The organism is Ensifer sp. ZNC0028 (assembly GCF_000799055.1).
Lineage (GTDB): Bacteria > Pseudomonadota > Alphaproteobacteria > Rhizobiales > Rhizobiaceae > Ensifer.
This window is the reverse complement of record NZ_JTLA01000068.1, coordinates 1-26,905: the sequence shown is the minus strand read 5'-3', so window position 1 is coordinate 26,905 and position 26,905 is coordinate 1. Positions and strand designations below refer to the sequence as shown.

At 62.1% G+C, this 26,905-nt stretch carries 30 protein-coding genes; 9 read left to right on the top strand and 21 right to left on the bottom strand.

Translation table 11 applies throughout. The annotated features are described in order from the left end of the window. The 9 genes from L981_RS15925 to L981_RS15890 form a co-directional block, all read right to left on the bottom strand. Window positions 1–342, bottom strand: a 342-nt coding sequence (locus L981_RS15925; RefSeq protein ID WP_043618017.1) for a biotin/lipoyl-containing protein, incomplete at its 3' end; no start/stop codon positions are given. A gap of 15 nt (window positions 343–357) precedes the next feature. Then, window positions 358–1,728 carry a pyruvate dehydrogenase complex E1 component subunit beta gene (locus L981_RS15920; RefSeq protein ID WP_043618014.1) on the bottom strand — a complete coding sequence of 457 codons (1,371 nt, stop codon included), beginning with the start codon at window positions 1,726–1,728 and terminating at the stop codon, window positions 358–360. 17 nt (window positions 1,729–1,745) lie between these two features. Beyond that, the gene (gene pdhA, locus L981_RS15915) at window positions 1,746–2,792 is read right to left on the bottom strand and encodes a pyruvate dehydrogenase (acetyl-transferring) E1 component subunit alpha (RefSeq protein WP_043618011.1); all 1,047 of its coding nucleotides are present in this window, start codon (window positions 2,790–2,792) and stop codon (window positions 1,746–1,748) included. Between the two features lie 136 nt (window positions 2,793–2,928). Then, the gene (locus L981_RS15910; protein ID WP_043618008.1) at window positions 2,929–3,249 is read right to left on the bottom strand and encodes a septum formation initiator family protein; all 321 of its coding nucleotides are present in this window, start codon (window positions 3,247–3,249) and stop codon (window positions 2,929–2,931) included. Between the two features lie 146 nt (window positions 3,250–3,395). Then, a complete protein-coding gene (eno, locus tag L981_RS15905) occupies window positions 3,396–4,670 on the bottom strand; it encodes a phosphopyruvate hydratase (protein WP_043618005.1) in 1,275 nt (424 codons plus the stop codon). A 135-nt stretch (window positions 4,671–4,805) separates the two neighbouring features. Further along, complete coding sequence (gene kdsA / locus L981_RS15900; RefSeq protein WP_197067149.1) at window positions 4,806–5,648, bottom strand: 3-deoxy-8-phosphooctulonate synthase; 843 nt, start codon at window positions 5,646–5,648, stop codon at window positions 4,806–4,808. Further along, window positions 5,648–6,538, bottom strand: coding sequence for a VOC family protein (locus tag L981_RS15895; protein WP_043617999.1), 891 nt, complete (start codon window positions 6,536–6,538; stop codon window positions 5,648–5,650). The genes kdsA and L981_RS15895 overlap by 1 nt, the downstream gene beginning before the upstream one ends. Before the next feature lie 181 nt (window positions 6,539–6,719). Further along, window positions 6,720–6,890 carry a hypothetical protein gene (locus L981_RS34550; RefSeq protein ID WP_156134117.1) on the bottom strand — a complete coding sequence of 57 codons (171 nt, stop codon included), beginning with the start codon at window positions 6,888–6,890 and terminating at the stop codon, window positions 6,720–6,722. Window positions 6,891–7,086: 196 nt separating this feature from the next. Beyond that, a complete protein-coding gene (locus tag L981_RS15890; RefSeq protein WP_043617996.1) occupies window positions 7,087–7,899 on the bottom strand; it encodes a class I SAM-dependent methyltransferase in 813 nt (270 codons plus the stop codon). Between the two features lie 534 nt (window positions 7,900–8,433). Here L981_RS15890 and L981_RS15885 point away from each other — a divergent pair. The 7 genes from L981_RS15885 (at window position 8,434) to L981_RS15855 (ending at window position 13,556) form a co-directional block, all read left to right on the top strand. Further along, window positions 8,434–9,078 carry a lysophospholipid acyltransferase family protein gene (locus L981_RS15885; protein ID WP_043618029.1) on the top strand — a complete coding sequence of 215 codons (645 nt, stop codon included), beginning with the start codon at window positions 8,434–8,436 and terminating at the stop codon, window positions 9,076–9,078. Further along, the gene (locus L981_RS15880) at window positions 9,075–10,025 is read left to right on the top strand and encodes a phosphatidate cytidylyltransferase (RefSeq protein WP_043617993.1); all 951 of its coding nucleotides are present in this window, start codon (window positions 9,075–9,077) and stop codon (window positions 10,023–10,025) included. Before L981_RS15885 ends, L981_RS15880 begins: the two co-directional genes overlap by 4 nt. Then, the gene (locus L981_RS15875; RefSeq protein ID WP_043617990.1) at window positions 10,022–10,420 is read left to right on the top strand and encodes a hypothetical protein; all 399 of its coding nucleotides are present in this window, start codon (window positions 10,022–10,024) and stop codon (window positions 10,418–10,420) included. Before L981_RS15880 ends, L981_RS15875 begins: the two co-directional genes overlap by 4 nt. Next, the gene (locus tag L981_RS15870) at window positions 10,404–11,060 is read left to right on the top strand and encodes a CDP-alcohol phosphatidyltransferase family protein (protein ID WP_043617988.1); all 657 of its coding nucleotides are present in this window, start codon (window positions 10,404–10,406) and stop codon (window positions 11,058–11,060) included. The genes L981_RS15875 and L981_RS15870 overlap by 17 nt, the downstream gene beginning before the upstream one ends. 244 nt (window positions 11,061–11,304) lie before the next feature. Next, window positions 11,305–12,492, top strand: a complete 1,188-nt coding sequence (locus L981_RS15865) for a DUF418 domain-containing protein (protein WP_043617986.1) — start codon at window positions 11,305–11,307, stop codon at window positions 12,490–12,492. Between the two features lie 150 nt (window positions 12,493–12,642). Further along, window positions 12,643–12,912 (top strand): autorepressor SdpR family transcription factor, encoded by a 270-nt coding sequence (locus L981_RS15860; RefSeq protein ID WP_197067148.1) that lies wholly within the window; start codon window positions 12,643–12,645, stop codon window positions 12,910–12,912. Beyond that, on the top strand, window positions 12,909–13,556 hold the full coding sequence (locus L981_RS15855) for an SdpI family protein (protein ID WP_043617984.1): 648 nt from the start codon (window positions 12,909–12,911) through the stop codon (window positions 13,554–13,556). Before L981_RS15860 ends, L981_RS15855 begins: the two co-directional genes overlap by 4 nt. Before the next feature lie 93 nt (window positions 13,557–13,649). Here L981_RS15855 and L981_RS15850 read toward each other — a convergent pair whose 3' ends face one another. From L981_RS15850 to L981_RS15825, 6 genes are all read right to left on the bottom strand, one after another. Further along, a complete protein-coding gene (locus tag L981_RS15850; RefSeq protein WP_082006051.1) occupies window positions 13,650–15,287 on the bottom strand; it encodes a CTP synthase in 1,638 nt (545 codons plus the stop codon). 138 nt (window positions 15,288–15,425) lie between these two features. After that, window positions 15,426–15,917, bottom strand: coding sequence for a preprotein translocase subunit SecG (gene secG / locus L981_RS15845; protein WP_043617978.1), 492 nt, complete (start codon window positions 15,915–15,917; stop codon window positions 15,426–15,428). A 131-nt stretch (window positions 15,918–16,048) separates the two neighbouring features. After that, entirely contained in the window at window positions 16,049–16,819 is a 771-nt protein-coding gene (gene tpiA / locus L981_RS15840) for a triose-phosphate isomerase (protein ID WP_043617974.1), read from the bottom strand. A 143-nt stretch (window positions 16,820–16,962) separates the two neighbouring features. Then, complete coding sequence (locus L981_RS15835) at window positions 16,963–17,856, bottom strand: bifunctional 2-polyprenyl-6-hydroxyphenol methylase/3-demethylubiquinol 3-O-methyltransferase UbiG (RefSeq protein ID WP_052201825.1); 894 nt, start codon at window positions 17,854–17,856, stop codon at window positions 16,963–16,965. A gap of 59 nt (window positions 17,857–17,915) precedes the next feature. After that, window positions 17,916–18,401, bottom strand: a complete 486-nt coding sequence (locus L981_RS15830; protein WP_043617971.1) for an N-acetyltransferase — start codon at window positions 18,399–18,401, stop codon at window positions 17,916–17,918. Between the two features lie 185 nt (window positions 18,402–18,586). Next, window positions 18,587–19,066 (bottom strand): hypothetical protein, encoded by a 480-nt coding sequence (locus L981_RS15825; RefSeq protein WP_156134116.1) that lies wholly within the window; start codon window positions 19,064–19,066, stop codon window positions 18,587–18,589. Between the two features lie 193 nt (window positions 19,067–19,259). On the opposite strand from L981_RS15825, the gene L981_RS15820 reads away from it, so the two are divergent. Both L981_RS15820 and L981_RS15815 read left to right on the top strand, forming a co-directional pair. Then, window positions 19,260–19,880: a cytochrome b gene (locus tag L981_RS15820; protein ID WP_043618023.1), complete on the top strand. Its 621-nt coding sequence runs from the start codon at window positions 19,260–19,262 to the stop codon at window positions 19,878–19,880. Continuing rightward, window positions 19,877–20,476 carry a YceI family protein gene (locus L981_RS15815; RefSeq protein WP_043617965.1) on the top strand — a complete coding sequence of 200 codons (600 nt, stop codon included), beginning with the start codon at window positions 19,877–19,879 and terminating at the stop codon, window positions 20,474–20,476. The genes L981_RS15820 and L981_RS15815 overlap by 4 nt, the downstream gene beginning before the upstream one ends. Window positions 20,477–20,512: 36 nt before the next feature. Here the strand turns inward: L981_RS15815 and L981_RS15810 are convergent, their stop codons facing one another. The 6 genes from L981_RS15810 to L981_RS15785 all read right to left on the bottom strand — a co-directional run. Beyond that, entirely contained in the window at window positions 20,513–21,964 is a 1,452-nt protein-coding gene (locus tag L981_RS15810) for an aspartate aminotransferase family protein (protein ID WP_043617962.1), read from the bottom strand. Between the two features lie 11 nt (window positions 21,965–21,975). Next, window positions 21,976–22,986 carry an NAD(P)-dependent oxidoreductase gene (locus L981_RS15805; RefSeq protein WP_043617960.1) on the bottom strand — a complete coding sequence of 337 codons (1,011 nt, stop codon included), beginning with the start codon at window positions 22,984–22,986 and terminating at the stop codon, window positions 21,976–21,978. Further along, window positions 22,983–23,423 carry an EamA family transporter gene (locus L981_RS15800; RefSeq protein WP_043617957.1) on the bottom strand — a complete coding sequence of 147 codons (441 nt, stop codon included), beginning with the start codon at window positions 23,421–23,423 and terminating at the stop codon, window positions 22,983–22,985. Before L981_RS15800 ends, L981_RS15805 begins: the two co-directional genes overlap by 4 nt. Before the next feature lie 93 nt (window positions 23,424–23,516). Beyond that, on the bottom strand, window positions 23,517–24,839 hold the full coding sequence (locus L981_RS15795; RefSeq protein WP_043617955.1) for an FAD-binding oxidoreductase: 1,323 nt from the start codon (window positions 24,837–24,839) through the stop codon (window positions 23,517–23,519). Beyond that, window positions 24,836–26,278, bottom strand: coding sequence for a UbiA family prenyltransferase (locus tag L981_RS15790; RefSeq protein WP_043618020.1), 1,443 nt, complete (start codon window positions 26,276–26,278; stop codon window positions 24,836–24,838). Before L981_RS15790 ends, L981_RS15795 begins: the two co-directional genes overlap by 4 nt. A gap of 230 nt (window positions 26,279–26,508) precedes the next feature. Beyond that, window positions 26,509–26,905, bottom strand: a 397-nt coding sequence (locus L981_RS15785) for a dienelactone hydrolase family protein (RefSeq protein ID WP_043617953.1), incomplete at its 5' end; no start/stop codon positions are given.

Below are 26,905 nucleotides of genomic sequence, written 5' to 3'. Positions count from 1 at the left end.
CGGAGCGCTCGGCGCTGCCGGTGCAGGCGCCTCGGCCTTGGCGGCAGGTGCCGGTGCTGCCGCGCCGTTGCCGCCCTTGGCGGCAGCAGCGACATCCTCGCCATCGGCGGCGAGAACGGCGATCAGCGCGTTGACCTTGACGCCTTCGGTGCCGGCGGGGACGACGAGCTTGGCAACGGTGCCTTCGTCGACGGCTTCGACTTCCATCGTCGCCTTGTCGGTCTCGATCTCGGCGATCACGTCGCCGGACTTGACCTTATCGCCTTCCTTGACCAGCCACTTGGCCAGATTGCCTTCTTCCATCGTCGGGGAGAGGGCAGGCATTGTGATGTTGATAGGCATCGAAGGGCCCTCCCCTTATTTGTAGCAAACGGCTTTCACCGCATCGACAACCTCTGCGACGTTCGGAAGCGCGAGCTTCTCGAGGTTCGCGGCGTAAGGCATCGGCACATCCTTGCCGGCGATCGTGAGGATCGGGGCGTCAAGGTAGTCGAAGGCCTGCTGCATGACGCGGGTTGCGATCTCGGTGCCGACGGAAGACTGCGGGTAGCCTTCTTCGACGGTGACGAGGCGGCCGGTCTTCTTGACGGATTCGATGACCGTCGGCAGGTCCATCGGACGGATGGTGCGCAGGTCGATCAGTTCGACATCGATGCCCTGGGCTTCGAGTTCGGCAACCGCCTTGACGGCGTAGGTCATGCCGATGCCGAAGGAGACGATCGTCGCGTCCTTGCCGACCTTGTGGATACGAGCCTTGCCGATCGGCAGAACGAAATCGTCAAGCTTCGGCACTTCGAACGAGTGACCGTAGAGGATTTCGTTTTCGAGGAAGATGACCGGGTTCGGATCGCGGATCGCAGCCTTGAGCAGGCCCTTGGCGTCGGCAGCCGTGTAGGGCATGACGACTTTCAGACCCGGGATATGGCTGTACCAGGCGGCGTAGCACTGCGAGTGCTGAGCGGCCACGCGGGCAGCGGCACCGCTCGGGCCACGGAAGACGATCGGCGCGCCCATCTGGCCACCGGACATGTAGAGCGTCTTGGCAGCGGAGTTGATGATCTGGTCGATCGCCTGCATGGCGAAGTTGAAGGTCATGAACTCGACGATCGGACGCAGACCGGTCATGGCAGCGCCGACGCCGACGCCGGCAAAGCCGTGCTCGGTGATCGGGGTATCGATGACGCGACGCGCACCGAATTCCTGCAAGAGGCCCTGGGTGATCTTGTAGGCGCCCTGGTATTCGGCGACTTCCTCACCCATGACGAAGACGTCGTCGCTGGCGCGCATTTCTTCGGCCATGGCGTCACGAAGCGCTTCACGAACGGTCATGGTGACCATTTCGGTGCCGGCCGGGATCGCCGGATCAGCGGCAACTTCGACCTTCGGCTGGGCTGCAACCGGAGCCGGCGCGGAAGCGGCCGGCGCTTCGGCAGCAGCTGCCTTCGGCGCTTCGGCCTTCGGAGCGGCGATATCGCCTGCGCCTTCGCCGTCCTGCAGCAGCACCGCGATCGGGGTGTTGACCTTGACGCCTTCGGTGCCGGCAGCGATCAGGAGCTTGCCGATCGTGCCTTCGTCAACGGCTTCGACTTCCATCGTCGCCTTGTCGGTCTCGATCTCGGCAATGACGTCACCGGAAGTGACCTTGTCGCCTTCGTTCTTCAGCCATTTCGAGAGCGTGCCTTCCTCCATGGTCGGGGAAAGGGCAGGCATAAGAATTTCTACTGGCATGTTTGTCCCTCCCCGGATCAAAGCAGGATGTCGGTGTAGAGCTCGGATGCATCCGGCTCCGGATCGGCCTGGGCAAAATCGGCGCTGTCGGCAACGATGTCGCGGACTTCCTTGTCGATCTGCTTCAGTTCGTCCTCGTTCGCCCAACCCTTTTCGGTCAGACGCGCCTTCACCTGCTCGATCGGGTCATGCTCCGAGCGCATCTTCTGCACTTCGTCCTTCGAGCGATACTTCGCCGGGTCGGACATCGAGTGACCGCGATAGCGATAGGTCTGCATCTCGAGGATGATCGGACCCTTGCCCGAGCGGCAATGCTCAACAGCCTCGTCGCCGGCGGCCTTGACCGCGCGGACGTCCATGCCGTCGACCTGGAAGCCGGGAATGTTGAAGGAGACACCGCGCTGCGAGAAGTCGGTCTGTGCCGAAGCGCGCGAAACGGACGTACCCATGGCGTAACGGTTGTTCTCGATCACGTAGATCACCGGCAGCTTCCAGAGCTGCGCCATGTTGAAGCTTTCGTAGACCTGGCCCTGGTTGGCAGCGCCGTCACCGAAATAGGCAACGGACACGTTGTCGTTGCCGCGATAGCGGTTGGCGAAAGCAAGACCGGTGCCGAGCGACACCTGGGCGCCGACGATGCCGTGACCGCCGTAGAAGTGCTTTTCCTTGGAGAACATGTGCATCGAGCCGCCCTTCCCCTTGGAAAGACCGCTGCGACGACCGGTGAGTTCGGCCATGACACCGCGGGCGCTCATGCCGCAGGCCAGCATGTGGCCATGGTCACGGTAGGCGGTGATGACCTGGTCGCCTTCTTTCAGCGCCATCTGCATGCCGACAACGACAGCTTCCTGGCCGATATAGAGGTGACAGAAGCCGCCGATGAAGCCCATGCCATAGAGCTGGCCGGCCTTTTCCTCGAAACGCCGGATCAGCAGCATTTCGCGGTAGGCGCTCAGATCTTCCTGTTTGGAGAATTCGGCGAACGTGCCGCCATTGAAGTCTTTCTTCGCCGGCTTTGCGGCACTCTTGCGGCTGGAAACGGACGCGGATTTTCGCGGAGCCATTCGTTCCTCCCAATGGTTAGCCTTTTGCGGTTACCATAGGGAAAGAAAGCAGACACAGCAATGCCATATTTGCATGGCTCACATTCCACGCAAACAATTGATTTTACTTTACAAATTTCAATTAACTGAATTCAGGTTAATTTGCGACGCGGTGAAAAATAACGATCTCGTCACTTCGCGACATGTTGAGCGCGAGGCGAGCCTTTTCATCCAGCATGTCCCTTTCCAGCGACCCATCACTCATCAGCTGAACCTCCTTTTCAAGGATCAACCGCTGTTTCGTGAGCTTATCCAGCCGCGCCTGCCGCTCGACGATCTGGCGATCGAATTGCTCGGTCGCCTTCAGGCCATAGCCGCCGTGAATGGAATGATAGCCGAAGTAGGAGAGAAAGGCGACCGCGATCAGCGGCATCACCAGCCGTCCCAGTTTCCGTTTCTTATGATGCCGTGTCCACATGCATTCACGCCCTGATACGCAGTACGGCAATCAGATTAGCGGCGATTGATTAACCGACGGTTGACCATGAACGGCAGGAAAATAGAAACCCGCCCACACGGGGCCGTGTGGACGGGTTCGATTTTCAGACGAATATCAGGCGGCGATCAGCCGCGCAGGATCGAACGGCCGGCGTACTTCGCCTGCAGGCCGAGCTGCTCTTCGATGCGGATCAGCTGGTTGTACTTTGCGAGCCGGTCCGAACGGGCGAGCGAGCCGGTCTTGATCTGGCCGCAGTTGGTGGCGACCGCGAGATCGGCGATCGTCGCGTCTTCGGTTTCGCCCGAGCGGTGCGACATGACGGCGGTGTAGCGTGCCTTGTGCGCGGTCTCGACGGCGTCGAGCGTTTCCGACAGCGAGCCGATCTGGTTGACCTTGACGAGGATCGAGTTGGCGACACCCATCTTGATGCCGTCGCGCAGGCGCGCCGAATTGGTGACGAACAGGTCGTCGCCGACGAGCTGGCACTTGTTGCCGATGAGGTCGGTCACGGCCTTCCAGCCATCCCAGTCGTCTTCGGCCATACCGTCTTCGATCGAGAAGATCGGGTACTTGGCAGCGAGTTCCGCCAGGTATTCAGCCATGGCGCCCGGCTCGAGCGTGCGGCCTTCACCTTCGAGAACGTACTTGCCGTCCTTGAAGAATTCGGTCGCTGCGCAATCGAGCGCGATGAACATGTCTTCGCCCGGCTTGTAGCCAGCCTTTTCGATCGACTTCATGATGAAGTCGAGCGCTGCCGGAGCAGAGGCGAGACCCGGCGCGAAGCCGCCTTCGTCGCCGACATTGGTGTTGTGGCCGTCAGCGGAGAGCTGCTTCTTCAGCGTGTGGAAAACTTCCGAACCCATACGAACGGCGTCGCGCATCGTGTCGGCACCAACCGGAACGATCATGAACTCCTGAAAGTCGATCGGGTTGTCGGCATGGGCGCCGCCGTTGATGATGTTCATCATCGGTACCGGCAGCACGTGGGCGTTCGGGCCGCCGACGTAACGATAGAGCGGCAGGCCGGCAGCTTCGGCAGCGGCCTTGGCGACAGCCATCGAAACGCCGAGGATGGCGTTGGCGCCGAGGCGCGACTTGTTCGCCGTGCCGTCGAGCTCGATCATGGTCTTGTCGATCTGGATCTGGTTCTCGGCATCGAGACCGCCGATCGCTTCGAAGATCTCGCCGTTGACGGCTTCGACGGCGCGCTCGACGCCCTTGCCGAGGTAACGCGTTCCACCATCGCGCAGCTCGACAGCCTCATGCGCACCGGTCGAGGCGCCCGACGGGACTGCCGCGCGACCGAAGCTTCCGTCTTCCAGGTACACGTCGACCTCGACGGTCGGGTTGCCGCGGCTGTCCAGAATTTCTCGGCCGATGATGTCGATGATTGCAGTCATGATCTCTTCCCTGTTGAGGACGGTGGGTGGTCGGGGCCTGTCATACGCCAAGGCCTCGAAATTACAATGGCGCGCAATATGCAAAAACAACCGCGCCATTGCGGTTCATGAAAATTTCACGAAGCGTCGCGGGGCTCAGCCCTTGGCGATCGCGTCGAACGCCAGCAGCTTTTCGAGCAGCCGCGGCATGTCCTTCAGATGCACCATGTTCGGGCCATCCGACGGCGCATTGTCCGGATCTTCGTGCGTCTCGACGAACAGACCGGCGACGCCGACGGCAACGGCCGCACGCGCCAGCGTCTCGACAAATTCACGCTGGCCGCCGGTCGAACCGCCCTGCCCGCCCGGCTGCTGAACCGAATGGGTGGCGTCGAAAACGACGGGCGCGCCGAGCGAAGCCATGATCGGCAGCGAGCGCATGTCGGAGACGAGCGTGTTGTAGCCGAAGGAGGCGCCGCGCTCGCAGAGCATGACGTTGGGGTTGCCGCTCTCGGTAAATTTCGCCAGCACGTTCTTCATGTCCCAGGGCGCCAGGAACTGGCCCTTCTTGACGTTGATCGCGCGGCCGGTCTTGGCGGCTGCGACCAGAAGATCGGTTTGCCGCGACAGGAAGGCCGGGATCTGCAGAATGTCGACCATCGGGGCGACCAGCGCGCATTGCTCTTCGGTGTGGATGTCGGTCAGGACCGGGAAACCGAATTCCTTCTTGAGGTCGGCGAAGATTTCCATCGCCTTTTCGAGGCCGATGCCACGCTTGCCCGAGAGCGACGTGCGGTTGGCCTTGTCGAAGGAGGACTTGTAGACGAGGCCGAGGCCGAGCTTGTTGCAGAGTTCCGAGAGCGCGCCCGCCATCATGAAGGCGTGTTCACGGCTCTCCATCTGGCAGGGGCCGGCGATCAGCGACAACTTCTCGGTCTGTGCGAAGGCGACCTGGCGGGCACCCTCCCCGACCACGACTTTGGCATTGGTTTTCATCATCAAGCTCCAAACGCGAAGATCACCCCTTGCCCCGGCATTTCGGGAACAATGAGGCGCCCGCCCATTTCTGCAAATTCGATATCGTTGTCGGCGAACAGCGCCCGCGTCGCTTCGAGATCGGCAACGCGGAAGACGACTGCCCGCCCGCGCAGGCCCCGTTCGGCATTGCGCACCGAGCGACCGAAGAACGCCTCCATGCCGGCGGCGTTCAGCACCGAGATCTTGGCGTTGGTGGTCGCTACATCCATGCCGAAGGAATGCGCCGAAACCTCGCGCTCATCGACCGCTTCCTGCAGCAGATACTGGAAATCGGTCGGATTGGCTTCCGACAGCACCACTTCGCTGATGCCGATCACACCGTTGTCGTGCCGCTCCAGCGCCGCCCGATCGGTGGGGAGCGCGCGAACGCGCTGACAGTTGAAGAGGAAGAAATCCGGCGCGCGCAGGTCCGCGGCAAAGGCCAGGCGGAAGGAGCCCAGGCCCTCACGGCCATCCGGCAGCTTCATCGGCCGGGAAAATTCCAGCATATCGCCGCCGGAGATGCCGCGTGCCCGGAAACGGATGTGGTCGCTCGCAGCATCCTCCGTGCCGAAAACCAGTGCCGAGAGGCCTTCAGGCCCCTGGCGAAAGCGAAACGCCTGATCACGGGCGACAAAGGCGTTGCCGTCCAGTGCCGCCGCCTCGCATTCCTCGCGGGACGCTATGGCGAGCGGTTCGAGATAGGTGCCGTCGGAAAAGAAGACGCAGGCATTTTCGGTGCCGAACGGATGGCGGGCATCGTCTGCGACGGTGAAGCCGAGGTTGGAAAGCCGTCGCCGCGCCTGGGTAAGCGTATCCACCGGCAGCACGAGGTGATCGAGCGGGCGGGTGGTGCGCTTGGAGAGGCTCATGGCGTGTTCCCTGATGGTTCGCCGCTGTTTGCAACTTTTGGCCGGCGAATGCAAGCCGGGTCACCGCCAGGGAGCGGATCGACGGTCCGGGCTCGGGCCGCTGCCACAAACGCGAACCATCCGCGGCCGGCTGCGCCCGCCGCGGGCTATGGTTGCCGACAGAAGGCGGACCGCCGGAAGGTCAGTAGTAGCCCGGCGCCGTCGTGGCGTTGGCCGTGTTCCCCGCACCGAGACCGGGGGCGAACGTCTGGGGCTGCGTGTAGGACGTATTGGTCGAGGACGTCGAGGCACAACCCGAGAGCCCCAGCACGGCGACCGCCAAAGGCACGAACAACAAAGCGATGAAGCGCATACGGATTGACCCCTTTCCAGTTTCGCTGACGAACAGGAAAGTACGAAAACGATGCTTTGGCGAGTACGTAACAGTAACGCGAGGTAAATAGGCGGCGACGAAGCCGGGTTCGACAACCGCAGCCCCCTACCGGCCGCTGCGGTTGCTCTTCTTGCGCGTAAGCTTTCGGCCCGGCCGGGACACCGGGCTCACTCCATCAGGGGCGACGATCGCTCTTGATGGCGAAGGTGGCGATGAAGGTCGGCACGAACCTGTCGATCAGGAAACGAGCCGACGGCTGCCAATCCTCATGAAAGCCGGCCAGCAGGAAACCGGCCTGCAATTGCCCCTCGATCTGCTGAGAAAGGCTGTGTCCGAACACCAGGGCCTCGCCACGCCCGACCTTGGCCTGCACGACATCGGGAGGGAGATGCTCCGCTTCGGCAAAGGGGAGCCGGTAGGCCGGGCGGATAAGACCCCTTTCCGCATGGGCCGGATCGCGGTCGCCGACGAAAACGATCGGATTGTAGAAGCTCGAAAGCAGCCGACCGCCGGTTTTCAGCACCCGGTGGCTCTCCCGCCAGACCGGACGGATATCCGGAACGTAGAGGTTCGAGATCGGGTGAAAGACGATATCGAAGGTTTCGTCGGCAAAGATAGAGAGGTCGCGCATGTCGCCCTGCACGGCCGAAAGCGGCAACCCTTCGCGTTCGGCGACGCGCCGATCCTGTTCGAGCTGTCCCTCGGAGAGGTCGAAGACCGTAACATCGGCACCGGCCGCAGCCAGGATCGGCGCCTGCTGCCCACCGGCGGACGCCAGGCAGAGGATCCTCTTGCCCTTGACGTCGGGCAACCACCCCGCAGGCAAGTCACTGGGCGTCAGCCGCGCCTGCCACTGACCCTTGCGGGCGTCGGCGATTATCTCCGGCGTGACCGGGCGCGACCATTCGCAGTCCTGGCTTGCTTGCCGGTCCCACGCCTGGCGATTGTGATCGATAATATCGAGATTGGAGGATGAGATATCTTGCATGTTCGGTCCCTGGAAACTTTGTCCTGATGTGACCGCTCATGAAGGCGAATGGAGATCGCAGGCAGAAATGCCCTGGCGTTTGTCCGTCGATGCGGATCGCAGCAATGCCATCGTCCATCCCCTTCGCAAGCGAAGTTGAGGCGATTCGGTTTTCACCGGGCATTACTGGCGCATTGGACGACGCTCCTCTTACTGGAAGCCGCACGCTAGCGGCTGGGTTGCGGGTGGTCAACGCAAACAAAGGTCCATGCCGTGCGGCTTGCGGCCGCAAGGGTTTTGTCCAATCGCCCCGGCGAACGAATATCCGGCACGGTCTGCACGTTATCATGCTGCCTATGATTTCAACCGCTTGAGAAGCCGTCACAATTGCGTAAAATTCACCAATGCAGCCTGGAGTTATGCCGGGCAGCAGGCTGAGGGGCAGCATTTGATTATCGACTTGCAGGACAAGCAACGCATCCGGGCGCGGCCGAGGGACGCCAAACGGCGCATCGGGACGCTGACCCGGTTTCCAATCGGGCACACATTCACATGATGCGCGAGATGATGGCCAAGCTGGCTTCCATCGCCATCATGATGTTTGCGCGAGCGCTGACGGCGGCACGCGCCATCTGGCATGAGACCGGCCTCCCGCCGAAGCAGAGCATTTACTTCGCCAACCATTCCAGCCACGGCGATTTCGTGCTGATCTGGGCGGTCCTGCCGCCTTGGCTCAGGGAACGCGCCCGGCCGGTCGCGGGCGCCGAGTACTGGCTGAAATCGAAGCTATCGCGCTTCATCGGCCGTGACGTGTTCGATGCGGTTCTGATCGAACGCGACCCGGAAGCGCGCACGCAGGACCCGGTCGAGCAGATGGCGGCCGTGCTCAACGACGGATCGTCGCTCATTCTCTTTCCCGAGGGAACGCGCAACCAGACCGAAGCACGCCTTTTGCCGTTCAAGAGCGGGCTCTTCCACCTCGCTTGCAAGCGCCCGGACGTGGCGCTGGTCCCCGTCTGGATCAACAATCTCAATCGCGTCATGCCCAAGGGGGAGTTCGTGCCGATCCCGCTCATCTGCACCGTCAATTTCGGCGAACCGATGCGCCTCAAGGCGCAGGAGACGAAGGAAGAGTTCATCGCCCGCGCCGAGGCCGCGCTGCTTTCGCTCGCGCCGTCATCGACGGATGACCGCGCATGAGCACAGCCAGCCTGGACATGCTCAAGCTGCTCTCCGGCGTCGGCGGCGTTCTCGTGCTGGCGTCGAGCGTCGGCTACGTGCTCAAGCAGAAGCTTTCGCCTGACGGGTCGAACGGCGCGATCGAGAACCTCAACGCCCGCATCAAGGCGTGGTGGGCGATGGTGGTCCTGATCGCGATCGCCTTCGTTGCCGGTCGGGTCGGCGTGTTGCTGCTCTTTGCCTTCTGCTCGTTTGCAGCGCTGCGCGAATTCATCACGCTCATCAACACGCGCCGCGGCGACCACTGGGCGATCGCGGCCGCCTTCTTCGTCGTCCTGCCGATCAACTACTTCCTGCTCTGGGCCGAGCAATACGGGATCTATTCGATCTTCGTGCCGGTCTATGCCTTCCTGCTGATGCCGATCGTCGCGGTCCTTCGCGGCGACACCCGCGACTTCCTGGTCCGGATCTCCGAGGTGCAATGGGCGCTGATGATCTGCGTCTTCTGCGCATCGCACGTGCCGGCGTTGCTCACGCTTCAGATCCCGGGCTATGAGGGACGCAACGTGCTCCTCATCGCCTTCCTCGTCATCGTCGTTCAGTCGAGCGACGTGCTGCAATATGTCTGGGGCAAGCTCTTCGGCAAAACCAAGATCGCGCCCACCCTTTCGCCGTCGAAGACGGTCGAGGGCTTCGTCGGCGGCGTTGCGAGCGCAACCCTGATCGGCGCCTCGCTCTGGTGGATTACCCCGTTCACGCCGGCGCAGGCGGCGCTGATGTCGCTCATCATCACCCTGATGGGCTTCTTCGGCGGTCTCGTCATGTCGGCAATCAAGCGGGATCGCGGCGTCAAGGACTGGGGCCATCTGATCGAAGGCCATGGCGGGCTCATCGACCGGCTCGATTCCGTCGTCTTTTCCGCGCCGATTTTCTTCCATCTGACGCGCTACTGGTGGTCGTTGACATGAGCGCCAAATTGAGGGGGCTGGCATCAAGCGGCGTCGTTCATGTGGCCTTCGCCTTTTTCGCCATGGGCGGCTGGGCGCTTTTCGCCAACCGCCATCACCCGATGCCAAAGCCGCTTGTTGCCGGCCTCGTCCAAGGGACGCTGTCGGCGCTCCTGACGCTCTACCTCAAGACGGCGATCGACGCGCTTTCCAAGCAGTTCAGCGGCGCTTGGCGTCTGGTCCTGCCACCACTTATCGCCTGCCTTGGTTCCTCGGCTGTACTTGTCGCGATCCACGCGGCCAGCGGCACGCCCGAGATCCTGAAAACGATCGCGCTGCCGCTTACGGTTTCGACCACCTACGCCGCCATCTACAACTATTCCATCAGCCGAGGCGAACATGTCCGAGACCGGTGACCGCAGGCCGCTCGCAAGTCGCAACACCCGCTGGGCGCAGGCCATTGCACGCCGCCTGGCATCGATGAACCTCACGCCCAACCGGATATCGCAGGCGAGCATGCTGGCGGCCGCCCTGGCCGGCCTTGCCTTCTGGCTCGCGGGCGAAAGCGAGGATGGCGTAAGGGCGAGCCTGTTCATCGCTGCTGCCCTCTTTTGCCAGTTGCGCCTGCTCTGCAACCTCTTCGACGGCATGGTCGCCGTCGAGGGCGGCAAGGGCGAGGCAGACGGTCCTTTCTGGAACGAGTTTCCCGACCGCATCGCCGACATCCTCATCTTCGTCGGCGCAGGTTTTGCCATCGGCGTGTCGGCTCTCGGTTTTGCTGCAGCCACCTTCGGCGTGCTGACCGCCTATGTGCGCGAACTCGGCCGTGCCAACGGTGCGCCGAGCGACTTCTCCGGCCCGATGGCCAAACAGCATCGTATGGCGACGATGACGCTGGCCGCCGTTCTTTCGGCCTTTGAAGGCCTCTGGCTCGGCGACGGCGAAGTGCTGTGGATCGCGCTTCTTGCGATTTCGATCGGGGCAGCGCTGACGGCCGGCCTGCGCGCCCGTCGCCAGATTGCCTGGCTTCGGAAAAACGCGCCCAACAAAGGCTAAACACCCTCTTCACGCATCGTGAACAAGGCCGCCGCAACATCGCGCCGCCCCCTTGACGTGTGCCTACGTCAATTACTAGATAGATTAGTCTATTTATTAAATGCCACGAGCGCCACCGATGAACGAGTGCTCGCGCGCGCCGAGATCGGCGACGATCAGACCCGTGATCGCCGCCTCCTGAAAGCATACTTTTTCAATCGGTTACGGCGCAAAATTGCAGCGCCTCCCGTTACGGAGAACACGAATGAGTACCCCGGACCGCATCGACGACGTCGACGCATTGCGCGGCTTTGCCTTGCTGGGCATCCTCCTGGTCAACATCATGGCCTTCGCCTCTGCCTTCTACGGACTGGAAATCGCCGACCCCGCCTTCGGCAGCATCCTCGATCGCAGCGTGCATTTCGTAATCGCCCTGTTCTTCGAGATGAAATTCTACCTGCTCTTCTCGTTCCTGTTCGGCTACAGCTTCACCCTGCAAATGCGTTCGGCGGAAAAATCCGGCGAGGCCTTCGTGCCCAGGCTTTTGCGCCGACAGATGGGCCTCTGGCTGATCGGGCTTGCCCATGCGGTTCTGCTTTTCCATGGCGATATTCTCACCACCTACGCGGTGCTCGGCATCGCCCTCTTGATGCTCAGAAACCGCAGCGATGCAGCCCTCTTCCGGCTAGCCAAATGGCTGGTCCTTCTCCTTGCACTGGTCTGGGGCGCACTCGGCATCCTCATCACGCTGGATCCGGTGCCGCTCGATCGGTCTGCCATTCTTTCCGCCGCGGAGGCGGCCGAGCTTGCCTTCCGCGGTGACTGGCAAGCCGTCATCGGTCAGCACCTGACGGAGCTCAACTCGGTCTGGATCATCCTCGTCCTGCTGCAAGCGCCGTGCGCGCTGGCGATGTTCCTGCTCGGCCTGATCGCCGGACGTCGCAAGACCCTGGCGCGGTCGGAGGAGAACAAGGCATTATTCCAGCGCCTCGTGCGCACCGGCCTCTGGGTCGGCCTGCCTGGTGCCGTCATCTATGCCTTTGTCAGCGTCGAGATGCCCGAATCGCCGATCGCGGTCATCGCACTTTCGATCGGCCTCGCCACCGGCCCGCTTCTCACCGGCGCCTATGTCGGCGGCATGATGCTGCTCTTCGGATCCAAAGCCGGCCACGGGCTGCGCAACCTGCTGGCGCCTGCCGGCCGCATGGCCCTTTCCAACTACCTGATGCAGTCCTTGCTCATGGCCCTGATCTTTCATGGCTACGGCCTTGCTCTCATCGGCCAGGTCTCGCCTCTGGTAACCGTGCTGATCGCGCTTGCGATCTTTGCCGCCCAGCTCGTCATCAGCCGCTGGTGGATGGCCCGTTTCGCCTATGGTCCGCTCGAATGGATCCTGCGCTTCATCACCATTGGCCGCGTGCCGCAATGGCGCCGCCCGGCGGAGGCGCGCTGACGGACACCAGCCATTTCCCGCAACCAATGCCCGGCGCCTTCTGCGCCGGGCATTTTCGTTTCCTGGCTTTGAGACGCAGTTCGGAACTATTTCGCTTTGACTCTAATTAGATTTATATCTAAATAGAAGGACAACAAGCGGGCGGAGACGATGCGGATCAACAGGGTTTTCGAGGCGCTTTCTCATCCCGTGCGCCGGCAGATCCTGGCACTGTTGAAAGCCGGGCCGATGAGCGCCGGCGAACTCGCCGAGCATTTCGACCTGACCAAGCCGACGCTGTCGGTGCATTTCAACAAGCTGCGCGAGGCAGAACTCGTCGCGGTCGAGCGGCGCGGCACGAGCCTCATCTACCACCTCAACATGTCCATTCTCGAAGAGGCGCTCGGCGGCCTCCTCAGCACAAGGGATCAAGCACCATGACCTTGCTTTTGCGTTCCCCGATCGCGCTGGTTGCTGGCAGCATACTCTTTTCAACGACGCTCGTCGGCTATCTCGCAATCCCCGCCGAGGCGCTGCTTCCGACCCATTGGGGTGTTGACGGCACGGCCGATGCCTTCTGGCCGCGCGACCGGGCGCTGGCGATGGCGCCTGTGGTGGTCGCCGTGCTTGCCGCACTCTCGCTCGCCGTCGGTCGGTTCGTGCCACAGGAAGAACTTCGGGCGGGCCGGCATATCGCCGAAGTCACCCTCCCCGCGATCCTCGCGCTCTTTGCCGCCATTCAAACTGTGATCGTGCTGATCGGGCTTGGCGTCGACCTCTCGATGTCGCGGGTTATCGCCTTCGGACTCGGACTTCTGTCGATCGCCGTCGGCAACGTCCTGCCGAAATCGCAGCCGAACGGCCTTGCCGGCATTCGGCTGCCGTGGACGGTCGCCGATAACGCCAACTGGCGGGCAACGCACCGGCTTGCGGGATTGTTGATGGTCTGCGCCGGGATCGCCCTGGCACTGCTGGCACTCGTCATGAGCACAGGCCCCGCGCTTGCGGTTGCCACGATCGCAGCGATGCTGCTGCCGATTGTAGCCGCCACGCTTTACAGCTATCGCCTGGCCCGGCGGATTTAGTCGTTCCGTTTACTCAGCCGCCGCGCAACGCGTCGGCACAAATGGAAAAGGCCGGCCTTACGACCGGCCTTTGATGTTTTCGTCGACGTCGCCTCAAACGAGACGCGACTGTTCCAGTGCCGCTTCGATAAAGCTTGCAAACAGCGGATGCGGATCGAGCGGACGCGACTTCAGTTCCGGGTGGTACTGGACGCCGATGAACCACGGATGATCCGGGTACTCGACCGTCTCTGGCAGGATGCCGTCCGGTGACATGCCTGAGAAGACGAGACCGCAGGATTCGAGACGATCCTTGTAGTCGACGTTGACTTCGTAACGGTGCCGGTGACGCTCGAAAATCTCGGTCGAACCGTAGATCTCCGCAATCTTGGTGTCGGCCTTCAGGGCTGCGCGATAGGCGCCGAGGCGCATCGTGCCGCCGAGATCACCCGATGCAGAGCGCTTCTCGAGCTCGTTGCCCTTCACCCATTCCGTCATCAGACCAACGACCGGTTCCTTGGTCGGCCCAAACTCGGTGGAAGACGCCTTCTCGATGCCAGCGAGATTGCGGGCCGCTTCAACGACCGCCATCTGCATGCCGAAGCAGATACCGAAGTAAGGCACCTTGCGTTCGCGGGCAAAGCGCGCCGCGTTGATCTTGCCCTCGGAGCCGCGTTCGCCGAAACCGCCGGGAACGAGGATGCCGTGCACCTTCTCGAGGTAGGGTGCCGCATCTTCCTTCTCGAAGACTTCCGATTCGATCCACTCGAGCTTGACCTTCACCCGGTTGGCGATGCCGCCATGGTAAAGCGCTTCGATCAGCGACTTGTAGGCGTCTTTCAGGCCCGTGTACTTGCCGACGATCGCGATCGTGACCTCGCCTTCCGGTGTGCGGATGCGATCGGCAACGCGTTCCCAGGCATCCATGCGCGGCTTCGGCGCCGGCTCGATACCGAAGGCTGCCAGCACTTCGTTGTCGAGGCCTTCCTTGTGGTAGGCAATCGGAACGTCGTAGATCGAGGCAACGTCGAGCGCCTGAATGACCGCCGACTGGCGGACATTGCAAAACAGCGAGAGCTTGCGGCGCTCGGCTTCCGGGATTTCGCGATCGGCGCGAACGAGCAGGATGTCGGGATGGATGCCGAGCGCCTGCAGTTCCTTGACCGAATGCTGCGTCGGCTTGGTCTTCAGTTCGCCGGCAGCCGGGATGTAGGGCATCAGCGTCAGGTGGACGTAGACGGCGGTGCCGCGCGGCAGGTCGTTGCCGAGCTGGCGGATCGCCTCCATGAACGGCATCGCCTCGATGTCGCCGACGGTGCCGCCGATTTCGCACAGCACGAAATCGTACTCGTCGTTGCCTTCGGTTACGAAGTTCTTGATCTCGTTGGTGACGTGCGGGATCACCTGAACGGTCGCGCCGAGATAGTCGCCGCGGCGTTCCTTGTCGATGATGTTCTTGTAGATCCGGCCGGTGGTGATGTTGTCGGTCTTCGTCGCCGAACGCCCCGTGAAGCGTTCATAGTGGCCGAGATCGAGATCGGTCTCCGCGCCATCGTCGGTTACGAAAACCTCACCGTGCTGGGTCGGGCTCATGGTGCCCGGATCAACGTTGAGGTAGGGGTCGAGCTTGCGCAGTCTCACCCGGTAGCCACGCGCCTGCAGCAGTGCTCCGAGAGCCGCTGCAGCGATGCCTTTTCCGAGGGAGGAAACCACGCCGCCTGTGATGAATACATATCGCGCCATGGGAGTCACCGGATACCTTTTAACAAATGATTCCGCCACCGAAAAATTCATATTCCAGAACTTTTCGTCTTGGGATGGAGGCAGATTTCACACAAAACAAAACCGGCGGATGAAACATCCGCCGGCGGGTTCTTCAGAATTGCGACCTTACTGGCCGCTGGGAACTTGCGATCCCGTATTGCTGTTGGCGCCAGCGGCGGGCGCCGGAGTCGTTGCGCCGCCGGCCGGGGCTTCGCCCGTCGTTGCCGGTGCGGCGGTCGACGGAACGCCGTTGTCGGCCGGAGCGGGGTTGCCGGTTGCCGGCTGCTGTCCAGTCGCGCCGCCAGCCGGAGCCGGAGCGCCGCCACCGAGCGAATTGAGAACGCCACCACCGTTCGAGCTGGTGCCCGGGATACGGTCGAGGATGTCGGTCGCCTGCGGCTGGTAACGCGCGAGAATGCCCATGCCGAGCGCCAGGACGAAGAACAGCGCGGCAAGGATCGCCGTCGTGCGCGTCAACGCATTCGCCGTGCCGCGCGCGGACATGAAGCCCGAACCGCCGCCGATGCCGAGACCACCGCCTTCGGAACGCTGAATGAGTACGACGCCGATCAGGGCGACGACGACCATGAGATAGATGACGAGTAGTACGGTCTGCATCAGCTTCCAGTCCTGCCCTTGGGGCACACGAATCAAACCCTGCGCAAACTCGGCATGGCCGGGCGCAATTTTCGCGCCTCTTTATACCATGCCGTGCGCCATTCCAAGCCCCTGCCCGGTAACCCGGGCGATCAGGCCGTCAATTCTTCATAAGCCCGGTAGATGGCGAGGAAGTCTTCGGCTTTCAAGCTGGCGCCACCGATCAGTGCGCCGTCGACATTGGCGACGCCCATCAATTCCTTCGCATTGGACGGCTTGACCGAGCCGCCATAGAGGATGCGCATCTTGGCGCCGGCGTCGGCAAAGCGCGCGACCAGCTCCTTGCGCATGAAGGCATGCGCTTCCTCGACGTCAGTGGCCGTCGGCGTCAGGCCAGTGCCGATCGCCCAGACGGGCTCGTAGGCAATCACGGTGTTTTCCGCGGTTGCTGCATCCGGCAGGCTTTCGGCGAGCTGGCGCTTCAAAACATCGAGCGTCTTGCCAGCCTTGCGCTCGTCGCCGGTCTCGCCGATGCAAACGATCGCGACGAGTTCGGCCGAATGCGCCGCTTCCGTCTTTGCACGCACCAACGCATCGCTTTCGGCGTGGTCGGTGCGGCGCTCGGAATGGCCGACAATGACGTGGGTGCCGAAGCAATCGGCGATCATCTCGGCGGAAAGGTCGCCGGTATGGGCGCCCGATTGCTTCTGGTGGCAGTCCTGCGCGCCGATCAGGAGCGGGCTGTCGTCGCAGAGCGCCGTCGCCACGTAGAGCAGCGTTGCCGGCGGGCAGATCAGCGTTTCGACCTTGGCGGAGAGTTCGCCCTTGACCCCTTCGGCCATCGCCTTGATCTGATCGAGCGAGGCGCGGGTTCCGTTCATCTTCCAGTTGCCGGCGACGAGCGGGCGGATATCGGGCGTCATGCAATTTCCTCCGGGTACTTTTCTCCGGAAGCGGCCTAGCAAATGCAGCCGGCAAATAAAAGCACCGCCGGCGATTATTCATGGGCGGGGCCGGTTGCCCCGCCCCGCCACAAAGGATCGTCAAGCCCTGCGCGTCGCCGGCATCATGCCGAAGGACGCGCTGCCTTTTCGCCATCTTCCGACGCCGGCCCAGCCTTTGCGGCCGCAATCGCATACATCAGCGGCAGGCTCGGCATGCCCGCAGGCGGCGCCATCCGCCCGCCGCCAAGGTCGCGCATGCCTTCGAACGCCACCCAGCCATTGGCATAGGGATATTCCTTCAGAACTTCGATCCGGAGCCCAGCGTCGATCAGCGCCTGCACGACATCGGCGATACCCCAATTGAACTCGAAGGACGGGTGCGGATTTGTGAAACCCACGACGCCCTCTTGGTAGCCGCCATGCGCAAGGCCTGCGCCCGAGTCGGCGACATAGTCACCGACGCCTGCCTCCGCGACCGGCTCCTTGGGGGCGTAATCGTAATGCAGCTTCCAGCCCGGATCGAAGACCATCGCAAAGGGATGGAATTCGACGAAGGCGAAACGGCCGCCCGGCTTCAGCACATCGGCGATGCCGCGCGCCCAGATCCCGAGGTCCGACAGCCAGCAAATGGTGCCATAGGACGCAAAGACGCGATCGAAACGCCGACCGTTCGCACGGGCGTCATCGAACCAGCCGAAAAGGTCGGACCGCTCGAAGGTGGCGGCGATGCCGCTTTCCGTCGAAAGCCGCGTGGCAAAGGCGATCGCCTCGTCCGAGATATCGACGCCGGTCACGTTCGCACCGCGCCGCGCGAGACTCAGGCTGTCCTGGCCGGAATTGCATTGCAGATGGAGAACGTCGAGCCCGGCGATATCGCCGAGCAACTCGATCTCTTCCGGATAAAGCGTTGAGCCGCCGGCGCGGAAGTAGGCCGCCTGGTCGCCCTTATGGCTGTTATGCGCGACGGTCGCGGCATTCCAGGAGAGGCGATTGGCCTCGTGAAGATCAATACTCATGTTTCACTCTCAAACATCTGAGAGAGACACGGGAGGTTTTTCCCGTGTCCCTGGTGCGCTTAGAATTTCAGCACCGCTTCGAGTTCATCGTCATAGTGCTCGCCCGTCGGCTTGAAGCCCAGGCCTTGGTAAAAGCCTTCGGGGCTGCCAGGGCCCTGTCCGTAGCTCGTGTAGAGCTCATGCAGACCCCTACCCTTCAGATCGCGTACGACAAGGGCGATCGCCTGCTTGCCATATCCCTTGCCCTGGAACGGCCGGGCGATCATGAAGCGCCAGAGATAGACACCCGGGCAATCGATGCCGTCATCCCAGTCGGATCCTTCGTGCAGCATGATGAAGCCAATAAGCGTCTCATCGGCATAGACCGCACGGAACCAGGCATTCTCGGAAAAATGCGCCTCGGCGATCGAGGTGCCGTTGTCCGCCACCATATTGCGCTGTTCCTCGCTCAGCGTTTCGCTGAGCTCGCAGACGTCGCAGACGGTCAGGGCTGAGATGCGCCGAAGGGTAATTTCGGCATCAGACGGCAATACGGTTTCACTCATGGGAAACTCCTTAGAAAAATCAAAATGCTAAAAAAGGGCCCGAACCAGAACGGCGGACCTCGAATCACCCGCTAAAGGGGTAATCGGCGGATAAATTGAAATCATGGCGAGAAAACGCCAACATCAGAAATGCCGAAATCCCGCCAGATTCCGGCACCGCTATTACCAAGGATAACCGCGCGCCCTTACTTGGGGCGGCCGGCGGTCGGCTGGTTGCCGCCGTTCTCCAAGCCGGCGATCGCCGCGTGAACGTCGGCTTCCGCATCCTCGTCGAACTGCTCGAAGATCGCATCGCCGATCAGGGCGTGAACCTCGCGCAGATAGGGGGCTGCCGCCTCGCCGTCGCCGAGCGCCAGATAAGCGCGCGCGATCGAAAGCGACGAGAGCGGTTGGCGCCGCGCGAGCGTCCACTCACGGGCGAGCAGGGAGACGGCAATGCTCTCGCGATGGTGCCCGGCATCGCAAAGGGCGGCGCCGTAGCCACTCTTGACCCAATAATACATATCCGTGAGCGCAAGATGCACATCGGCGACGTTCGATGCCAGACGCCAAGCGTCGACCGCTTCACCATAATTGCCTTCGGTTCCAAGCCGGATGCCCGTGCGGCCGTGTTCATAGGCTTCCCGCTCGTGCGGGCTCATTGGTGTGGTTTTCTTCTTTGTCATGTACGCCAGTCCACATGCTCCCGGGAACAACCCCTCCGTGTCCCCTCCACGAGCAAATGGACCATAGCTTGCCGAGATCAACAAGATCTCAGTGCAATTTTATGGTATTCTAGGCGAATAAAAGCGCGAGCTCATGAGTCTTACCGCAGTCGCCGAGCCGATCCTGGCCGGGCGAACGACCATGGGGTCGGACATGCTGCGCAACGACAAAACCGGATTTGGGTGGATCACCATCGTCCTTCACTGGGCGATTGCGGCGTTGATCCTTACCCTGCTCGGCCTCGGCTTCGTCATGCGGCGAACGCCCGTCGATCCTGCGCTGCAGTTTTCGCTCTATCAGTGGCACAAGTCGCTCGGCTTCACCGCGCTCGGGCTGGCGACGATCCGAGCCCTGTGGCACCTCGTCGAGGTTCGGCCGCGTCCGCCGGCACGCCTCAGCGCACTTGAGCGCCGAGCGGCCAGCGCCACCCATCTCGTGCTCATGATGCTCGCGCTTGCCGTTCCGCTTGCCGGCTGGGCGGTGGCCTCGACATCGACGCTGAACATACCGAGCTTCTATTTCAACTGGATCGTCATCCCCCACCTGCCGATGGCGAAATCGGTAGCGGCCGAAGACCTCTGGACGCTCGTCCACATGACGCTCGCCTATCTGCTCTTCTGCTTCGTCGCGCTTCATGTTCTGGCCGCCCTCTACCACCACTTCGCACGCCGCGACGACGTCCTCGTCCGCATGCTTCAGACCGGCTCACGCCAACGCGCTTCCTCCCAAGCGGCTGGTTCGGATCCGGTTATCGCCGGAAGGAAGAAACCATGACACCGCACTCGCAATCACCAACAAAGGCCATTTCCCTGACGCTCCTGCTGGCGCTCGGGAGCATTCCGTCGCCCGCTGCGGCAGCCGCACCGGACCTTGCCGATGCTGCCGGCAACTACGGCATCACGCCGGCTTCGCGTATTCATTTCACCGTGGCGCAAGCCGGTGGCGGCGGCATTGTCGGCGACTTCGCCAAGTTTTCCGGCAATTTCCGCATCGACCGAAATGATGTCGGCCACTCGACGGTCGAATTCACGCTTTACCCCGAGAGCGTGAAAACCGGAGAAAAGCGGATCGAGGATTTCCTGAAGTCGAGCGCGGTCTTCGACACCGCCAACTTCAGCACAGTCACCTTCCGTTCGACGACCGTGAAACAGACCGGGCCGGATACAGCCGCGGTCGAGGGAACGCTGACGGCGCGCGGCATGTCGCGCAAGGAGCGCTTCTCGGTGACGCTGCTTGACTGGAACCGCGGCTCGATCGCCTTCAACATCCGCGGCAATATCCACCGGTCACCCTATGGCATGGATGTCGGCACGCCGATCTATTCCAACGTCGTCGAGTTCGACATGAACATCAAAGGGCAGAGGCGCTGAACGCCCCTGCCCCTTGCAAGTCGATAGGCGTCTCGATCAGCCGATCTGGCTTCCGACGAAATCCTTGACGATCCGCACGATGCCGCGGCCGAGCAGGTCGTCGAGGGCTGCGATGAACTGGTCGACATGGGCGCGCTCGCAGATCAGCGGCGGTTCGAGCCGGATGACGTTGCGATTGTATTCGGTGAAGGCCACCAGCACGTCGTAGTCCCGCAGGAGCAGCGCGCCGATGAAGCCGGAGAGCGAGCCCTTGAGCTTGTCGTCCAGCATCGAGACGACAGGACGCAGCACCATCGGCAGAGTCTGGCTGAAGTCCTGGAATTCCAGGCCAACCATTAGGCCCTTGCCGCGCACGTCCTTGATGATCTTCGGATACTTCTCCTTCAGCGCCTGCAGGCGTTCGAGCAGATAGTCGCCGCTGTCGGCGGCACGATCGATCAGGTGCTCGTCATAAAGCACGTTGATGCCTTCGATCGCCGTCACGCAGGCCTCGCCCATGCCGCCGAACGTGGCCATCGCGTGGATCATCGCCGTCTTCGGGGTGCCATAGGCCTTCATGTAGACCTCGCGGCGGGCAATCATCGCGCCGACGGCGGCCTTGCCGGCGCCGAGCGACTTGGCGAGCGCCGTTACGTCAGGAACGACGCCGTAATGTTCGAAGGCATAGAAGCGGCCGGATCGGCCATAGCCGCACTGCACTTCGTCGGCGACCCAGAGCACGCCGTACTTGTCGCAGAGCGCACGCAGTTTCTGCCAGTATTCGGCCGGCGCCTGGATGATGCCGCCGCCACCCTGGATGGTTTCGAGCACGATGACACCGATTTCCGGGTCGGACCTGAAGGCGTTTTCCACCGCATCGATATCGGCAAAGGGCACGCGCACGGTGTTGTCGGTGATCTTGAAGTCGGCGCGGTAAAGCTGGCCGTCGGTGATCGCGAGCACACCCTTGGTCTTGCCGTGGAACGAATTCTCGGCATAGACGACCTTCGGCCGCTTCGGACCGGCGGCACGCTCGGCGAGCTTGACCGCCGCTTCCATCGCCTCGGAGCCGGAGGAGCCGAGGAAGACCATGTCGAGGTCGCCCGGCGAGCAGGCCGCGATGTTCTTCGCCAGTGCTGCCGCATATTGCGACATGAAGGCGATGGCGATCTCGTGGCGCTTTTCGTCCTGGAACTTCTGGCGGGCGTCGAGAATGCGCGGATGGTTATGGCCGAAGGCGAGCGAGCCGAAGCCGCCGAAGAAATCGAGGATCTTGCGGCCGTTCTGGTCGGCGTAGAACATGCCCTCGGCACTCTCGATCTTCACCTTGTGAAAGCCGAGAAGCTTCATGAAATGCAGCTGGCCGGGGTTCAGGTGATCCTTGAAGGCCGTGGTGATGTCGCCGATCGACATGGCTTTCGCCTGTTCAACGGTGACGAGATTGGGCTTGGCAACGCCGCCGTCGAGTGACGGAGCGGCAACGGCGATACGGTTCGGTCTATCCAGCATGGTCTGTCCCCTCATTCGGCCGGCACGACAACGGAAGCGGCCGAAACGGCGCCCGTCTTCTTGGCCCGATATTCGTCATAGGCGGCAATCAGCATGTCGCCATCGTTGTATTCCGCGCGCCAGCCAAGCTCGCGCTTGAGCTTGCCGGTCTCGCGCACGCACATCTCGTCGGCGATCAGATACTGTTCCGGGTCCATGATCGGCTTGTTGATCAGGTCGAAGAAGGCGAGCGTCTGCTTGACCGCGAAGGCGGGCGTCGGCAGCAGAATGGACTTCGAGCCGGCATGCTTGACCAGGTTGCCGAGCAGCTCGCGCACCGACGGCGGATTGTCGGAGCCGAGGTTGTAGGCTTCGTTCGGAACGCCGCCCTTCCAGGCAAGCCGCGCGGCTTCGGCGCAATCGAACACCGAGATGAACTGATAGGGCACCTTGCCCGAGCCGATCATCGGCACCGGCAGGTTCAGGTCGATCAGCTTGAACAGTTTTTCCAGAATGCCGAGGCGGCCTGGTCCGATGATCAGGCGCGGGCGGAAGATCGAAATGCTCATGCCCTGCTTACGCCACTGCATGGCAAGCTGTTCGGTCGCCCATTTCGACTTGCCATATTCGCCGAGCGGCTTTGCCGGATGGTCCTCGGTCTGCGGCGACTGTACGGTGTGGCCATAGATCATGTCGGTGGTGAACTGCACCAGGCGCGATGCGCCGGCGGCATCCATCGCCTTCATGATGTTTTCGGCACCGTAATAGTTGACGGGCCAGAAGAACTCCCAGCGCTTGGCGCGGACCTGCAACGGCGACAGCATCTTGGCCGCCATGTTGTAGATCATGTCGTCGGCGCCGATCCCGACCTTTTGGACGGCCTCCAGATCGGTGACGTCGCAATGGACAAAGCGCACGCGGCCGTAATGCGGCAGGTCGGACTTGACGATATCGGCGACGACGACCTCCTCGCCCTCCTTGACGAGGCGTTCCGCCAGATGACGGCCAACGAAGCCATCGCCACCAAAGATGATATGTTTCATGACTTGCTCCCGAATTCTGCGGTGCTCACCCCGGCGGCCTCAGTCGACTTATCTTCGGCATGGGATGAAATGCCCGACTGGGCGATAAGAACGGTTCCGGCGCAGATCAGCGCGATGCCGGCGATGCGCCATGTGTTGAGGTCTTCGCGAAAGACGAAATAGGCGAAGACCGCGACGAGAACGTAAGCCAGGCTCAGAAACGGATAGGCAAAGGAAAGCTCGACCTTCGACAGCACGTAGAGATGCGACGCCATCGAGATGACGAAGGTCGCAAGACCGGCAAAGACCCAAGGGTTGAAGACGATCTGAAACAACCGGACGATCGCGGTTTCGGCCGTCATCGAAATCGGTCCGAGCGTCATCATGCCCTGCTTCAGCATCAGCTGCGCGGCGGCATTGGTGAGCACGGTAAAGAGAATGAATGGAATATATTTCATAGTTTTACTCCCAGTCCCGAAAATCTACTTACGGGCAAGAGACGGATATTCCGTGAAGTTTGCGCATTTAATTGAATAAAATTGTCTGCATTCTCATTCTGGCAAAGCCAGAGCGGTGCGCTTCCAGAAGTTCGAAACCAGTGCCGGATCGCGCAACATTTCGAGCTTCCTCCAGAAAGGAAAAGACTTTTCAAAGACTTGCGAGCTCATGCGGGCATCCTTGTACGGATTGATCGCACCGCCTGCCTCGATCACGATGCGATCGAGCGCATCGAGCAGCTTTACTGTCCGTTCACCTTGATTGGCGAAGTCCAGCGTCAAAGTAAAACCGGGACGCGGGAAGGACAGGACGCCCCGGGGGCCGATATCGCCGAACCGCTTCAGGATCGTCAGAAACGATGCATGGCCGGCCTGACGGGCGGTTTCCATGAGCTTGGCCGTGATCTCCGGTGCGTTTTCTGCGGGATAGACGCTCTGATGCTGGTAGAGCCCGCGCGGGCCATAGAGCCGGTTCCAGGCGCCGATCGCGTCCAGCGGATAGAAATAGGACGTCCAGGGAACGGTCGTCACCGTCTCGCCCGGCTTCACCTTGCGGAAATAATACTCGTTGAAGCCTTTGAGCGTTGCCCGGTTGAGCAGGTTGAACGGCGGCGAAAACGGCACCGACAGCTTCAATCCCTTGGGGATGTCGGGCAGTTCGCAGGAACCATCTGCATGATCGCCGGCAAGCAGCACCCCCCTGCCCATGCGAGATCCCCTGGCGAGCTGGTCGATCCAGGCGACGGAGTATTCATGCTCGGCATCGACGCCGTCGACGAGGGCAAAGTACCGGTCCAGGTTTTCGAAGCGGATTGCGTGCTGCTGCACGTGCGGCGACGGCACCTTCATCAGCCGGATATCGACGGTCATGATCAGTCCGGTCAGCCCCATGCCGCCGATGGTCGCGGCGAAGAGTTCCGGGTTTTCGACCGGCGTGCAGGTCAGCCGTTCGCCGGTCGAGCGCAGCAGCGTAAAACGCGTCACGTGATTGCCGAAGGTGCCGCGTGCGTGATGGTTCTTGCCGTGTACGTCGTTGGCGACCGCGCCGCCGACGGTCACAAAGGCCGTGCCGGGCGTCACCGGCAGGAAGAAGCGATGTTCGATCGCCCGTTCCAGCACCTGGCGCAGCTTCACGCCGGCCTCGCAGGTCATCATGCCGGTGCCGGGATCGAAGGCGAGGATGCGGCCGTGAAGGTTGCATTCGATCAGCGTTCCGCGATCGTTGTGGCAACTGTCGCCGTAGCTGCGTCCGTTGCCGAAGGGCAGATAGCCATCGGCCTCAAGGCTACCGAGCCGGTCTTCATAGTCGTCAGGCGAAATTCCAGGCCGCACGCGATTGTCGATGCGGCCCCAGCTTTCATGGTCTTGCAGCGTCATTGCGGCCCGATGGCTCCAAATAGGATCAGCAGCGCGCCGATCAGCATGGTCAGTTGGCTGCGCCAGTCGCGCATGATGAAAACGACCGGATCCTCATGCAGCATGCCGCGGCGCGCAAGCATCCAGATGCGCAGCAACATATAGAGCACCAGCGGGCAGAGCGGCCACAACGCCCAGGGCGTAGTGTACATCTCCTGCAGCTCCTTGCTGTGCACGTAGAGCGCCAGAACCAGGGCCGAGGTGAAGGCCGAGGCAACGCCGGCCTGACCGACCATCTCGAAGTCGACGGCGAGATAGCCACGCCCCGGCACGTTGCCGCCGTCCTTGTCCTCGAACTCGTGCAGTTCGACGTAACGCTTCACCAGCGCGAGACTGAGGAAGAAGAAGATCGCAAAGGAGACCAGCCAGAAGGAGAGTTCCGTACCGGTCGCGGCCGCACCGGCGACGATGCGCGTGGTGTAGAGGCCGGCAAGCGTGAACACGTCGACGAGCAGCTTGCGCTTCAGCACGAAGGTATAGGCCGTCGTCGCGCAGGCGTAGAAGGCGAGCACCCCGGCAAACTTCCAGGGCAACAGAAGGGTCAGCGCCACGGAAGCGACGATGAGGCAGCCGGCGAGAACCAGCGCCGTCGGCACGGACATCTGGCCGCTCGCGAGCGGCCGGAAGCGCTTCTTTGCGTGGCGGCGATCGTTGGCAAGGTCCGAGAGATCGTTGATGACGTAGACGGCGGAAGCAAGGAAGCTGAAGGCGAAGAAGGCGATGATGACGCTCACGATCGCATCGAAGTGCAGCACCTCGTGATTGAGGATCATCGGCACGCCGATGAGCACGTTCTTCGCCCATTGATGCACCCGGATCGACTTCAGCGGTGCAAGCGCGCTGACCTTGCCGGTATCGAGCCGCTCGGCATCATGGTTGCGACGCCATTTTTCTGCGGCCGCGTCGGGCGAGACGACGATTGCCCGGCGCGCCACTTCGAAGACGGCGATATCGTCACGGCTGTTGCCCATGTAGTCGAAGGCGCCATCGCCGAACCGCTCGACCAGCGCCCGGCGCTTGTTGCTGCTCGTCAGGTTGAGCGCGTCGGTCGAATGCATGACCGAGGAGAACATGCCGACATGGGCGGCGATGTCGTTTGCCACGGACGGTGCCGCGCCGGTCACGAGCACGAGTTCGCGCCCGCTCTTCTTTTCCTCCGCGAGCCGGTCGATGACGGCCTGCCGATAGGGCCAGTCTTCCGCCCGGCGGCCGGATCTAAGCGCCACTTCATGCTTCAGCCGTGCCTTGCCCTTTGCCAGCCAGAACAGCATCGGAAACAGCATCAGCGGATTGCGCAGCAGGATGATCGCCGCCCCTTCCCACAGGGTGTCGGCGGCCAGCAAAGTGCCGTCAAGATCCACACACAGCGGAATGTGCCGTGTCTCGGTACGCGCGTCCATGAAGTCCATCCCAGCCATAGTTGCCGGTATCATCACGACTTCAACTTTCCAGAGTGGAAACGCACGGCTCTGTTTCGCTCGCAAATTGGCGGGCTGGTTAACAAATCCGCAGCAGCAGGGCGACGCCTAATGTCTGTCGCGTGAAAGAGGTTTCACGCGACAGACATTAAGCTCTTGTTTTTATGCATGTCGTTGCCGCAAAACCGCTGCACACTTTTGCGCGACACGCATTAGCGGCTGCCAATCCAGTTCAGCGCATCGCGCCAGTCGGTCATGCGCACCGGCGTTCCGTGCGAGCCGCTTTCGAAAAGCACGAAGCGCGTCGGGTAACCCTTGGCCTTGAGCGCGCGATAGAGCGCCTTCTGGCCTTCGGCCGGATAGACGCTGTCACGACTGCCATGGCTGAAGAACATCGGCAGCTTCGCCTTGTAGGCGGCGCTTTTCGTGAAGTCCGGATCACTGACGCCGCCCATCACCATCATGCCGGAGAGTGCTGCGACGGCGGAGGCGTCACGCGAGACACCCCAGCAGATGAAGCTTCCCATCGACGCGCAGGCGAGCACGACCGGACGGCCGCCGGAACGTTCGGACGCGTATCGGACCAGGCCGGCGATATCGGCGGCCCCT

What these genes read in the sequence shown, in the direction of transcription:
- L981_RS15920 (WP_043618014.1), bottom strand. Translation starts at nt 1,728, where the DNA reads ATGCCAGTAGAAATTCTTATGCCTGCCCTTTCCCCGACCATGGAGGAA.
- pdhA (WP_043618011.1), bottom strand. Translation starts at nt 2,792, where the DNA reads ATGGCTCCGCGAAAATCCGCGTCCGTTTCCAGCCGCAAGAGTGCCGCA.
- L981_RS15910 (WP_043618008.1), bottom strand. Translation starts at nt 3,249, where the DNA reads ATGTGGACACGGCATCATAAGAAACGGAAACTGGGACGGCTGGTGATG.
- eno (WP_043618005.1), bottom strand. Translation starts at nt 4,670, where the DNA reads ATGACTGCAATCATCGACATCATCGGCCGAGAAATTCTGGACAGCCGC.
- kdsA (WP_197067149.1), bottom strand. Translation starts at nt 5,648, where the DNA reads ATGATGAAAACCAATGCCAAAGTCGTGGTCGGGGAGGGTGCCCGCCAG.
- L981_RS15895 (WP_043617999.1), bottom strand. Translation starts at nt 6,538, where the DNA reads ATGAGCCTCTCCAAGCGCACCACCCGCCCGCTCGATCACCTCGTGCTG.
- L981_RS34550 (WP_156134117.1), bottom strand. Translation starts at nt 6,890, where the DNA reads ATGCGCTTCATCGCTTTGTTGTTCGTGCCTTTGGCGGTCGCCGTGCTG.
- L981_RS15890 (WP_043617996.1), bottom strand. Translation starts at nt 7,899, where the DNA reads ATGCAAGATATCTCATCCTCCAATCTCGATATTATCGATCACAATCGC.
- L981_RS15885 (WP_043618029.1), top strand. Translation starts at nt 8,434, where the DNA reads ATGCGCGAGATGATGGCCAAGCTGGCTTCCATCGCCATCATGATGTTT.
- L981_RS15880 (WP_043617993.1), top strand. Translation starts at nt 9,075, where the DNA reads ATGAGCACAGCCAGCCTGGACATGCTCAAGCTGCTCTCCGGCGTCGGC.
- L981_RS15875 (WP_043617990.1), top strand. Translation starts at nt 10,022, where the DNA reads ATGAGCGCCAAATTGAGGGGGCTGGCATCAAGCGGCGTCGTTCATGTG.
- L981_RS15870 (WP_043617988.1), top strand. Translation starts at nt 10,404, where the DNA reads ATGTCCGAGACCGGTGACCGCAGGCCGCTCGCAAGTCGCAACACCCGC.
- L981_RS15865 (WP_043617986.1), top strand. Translation starts at nt 11,305, where the DNA reads ATGAGTACCCCGGACCGCATCGACGACGTCGACGCATTGCGCGGCTTT.
- L981_RS15860 (WP_197067148.1), top strand. Translation starts at nt 12,643, where the DNA reads ATGCGGATCAACAGGGTTTTCGAGGCGCTTTCTCATCCCGTGCGCCGG.
- L981_RS15855 (WP_043617984.1), top strand. Translation starts at nt 12,909, where the DNA reads ATGACCTTGCTTTTGCGTTCCCCGATCGCGCTGGTTGCTGGCAGCATA.
- secG (WP_043617978.1), bottom strand. Translation starts at nt 15,917, where the DNA reads ATGCAGACCGTACTACTCGTCATCTATCTCATGGTCGTCGTCGCCCTG.
- tpiA (WP_043617974.1), bottom strand. Translation starts at nt 16,819, where the DNA reads ATGACGCCCGATATCCGCCCGCTCGTCGCCGGCAACTGGAAGATGAAC.
- L981_RS15835 (WP_052201825.1), bottom strand. Translation starts at nt 17,856, where the DNA reads ATGAGTATTGATCTTCACGAGGCCAATCGCCTCTCCTGGAATGCCGCG.
- L981_RS15830 (WP_043617971.1), bottom strand. Translation starts at nt 18,401, where the DNA reads ATGAGTGAAACCGTATTGCCGTCTGATGCCGAAATTACCCTTCGGCGC.
- L981_RS15825 (WP_156134116.1), bottom strand. Translation starts at nt 19,066, where the DNA reads ATGACAAAGAAGAAAACCACACCAATGAGCCCGCACGAGCGGGAAGCC.
- L981_RS15820 (WP_043618023.1), top strand. Translation starts at nt 19,260, where the DNA reads ATGCTGCGCAACGACAAAACCGGATTTGGGTGGATCACCATCGTCCTT.
- L981_RS15815 (WP_043617965.1), top strand. Translation starts at nt 19,877, where the DNA reads ATGACACCGCACTCGCAATCACCAACAAAGGCCATTTCCCTGACGCTC.
- L981_RS15810 (WP_043617962.1), bottom strand. Translation starts at nt 21,964, where the DNA reads ATGCTGGATAGACCGAACCGTATCGCCGTTGCCGCTCCGTCACTCGAC.
- L981_RS15805 (WP_043617960.1), bottom strand. Translation starts at nt 22,986, where the DNA reads ATGAAACATATCATCTTTGGTGGCGATGGCTTCGTTGGCCGTCATCTG.
- L981_RS15800 (WP_043617957.1), bottom strand. Translation starts at nt 23,423, where the DNA reads ATGAAATATATTCCATTCATTCTCTTTACCGTGCTCACCAATGCCGCC.
- L981_RS15795 (WP_043617955.1), bottom strand. Translation starts at nt 24,839, where the DNA reads ATGACGCTGCAAGACCATGAAAGCTGGGGCCGCATCGACAATCGCGTG.
- L981_RS15790 (WP_043618020.1), bottom strand. Translation starts at nt 26,278, where the DNA reads ATGGACGCGCGTACCGAGACACGGCACATTCCGCTGTGTGTGGATCTT.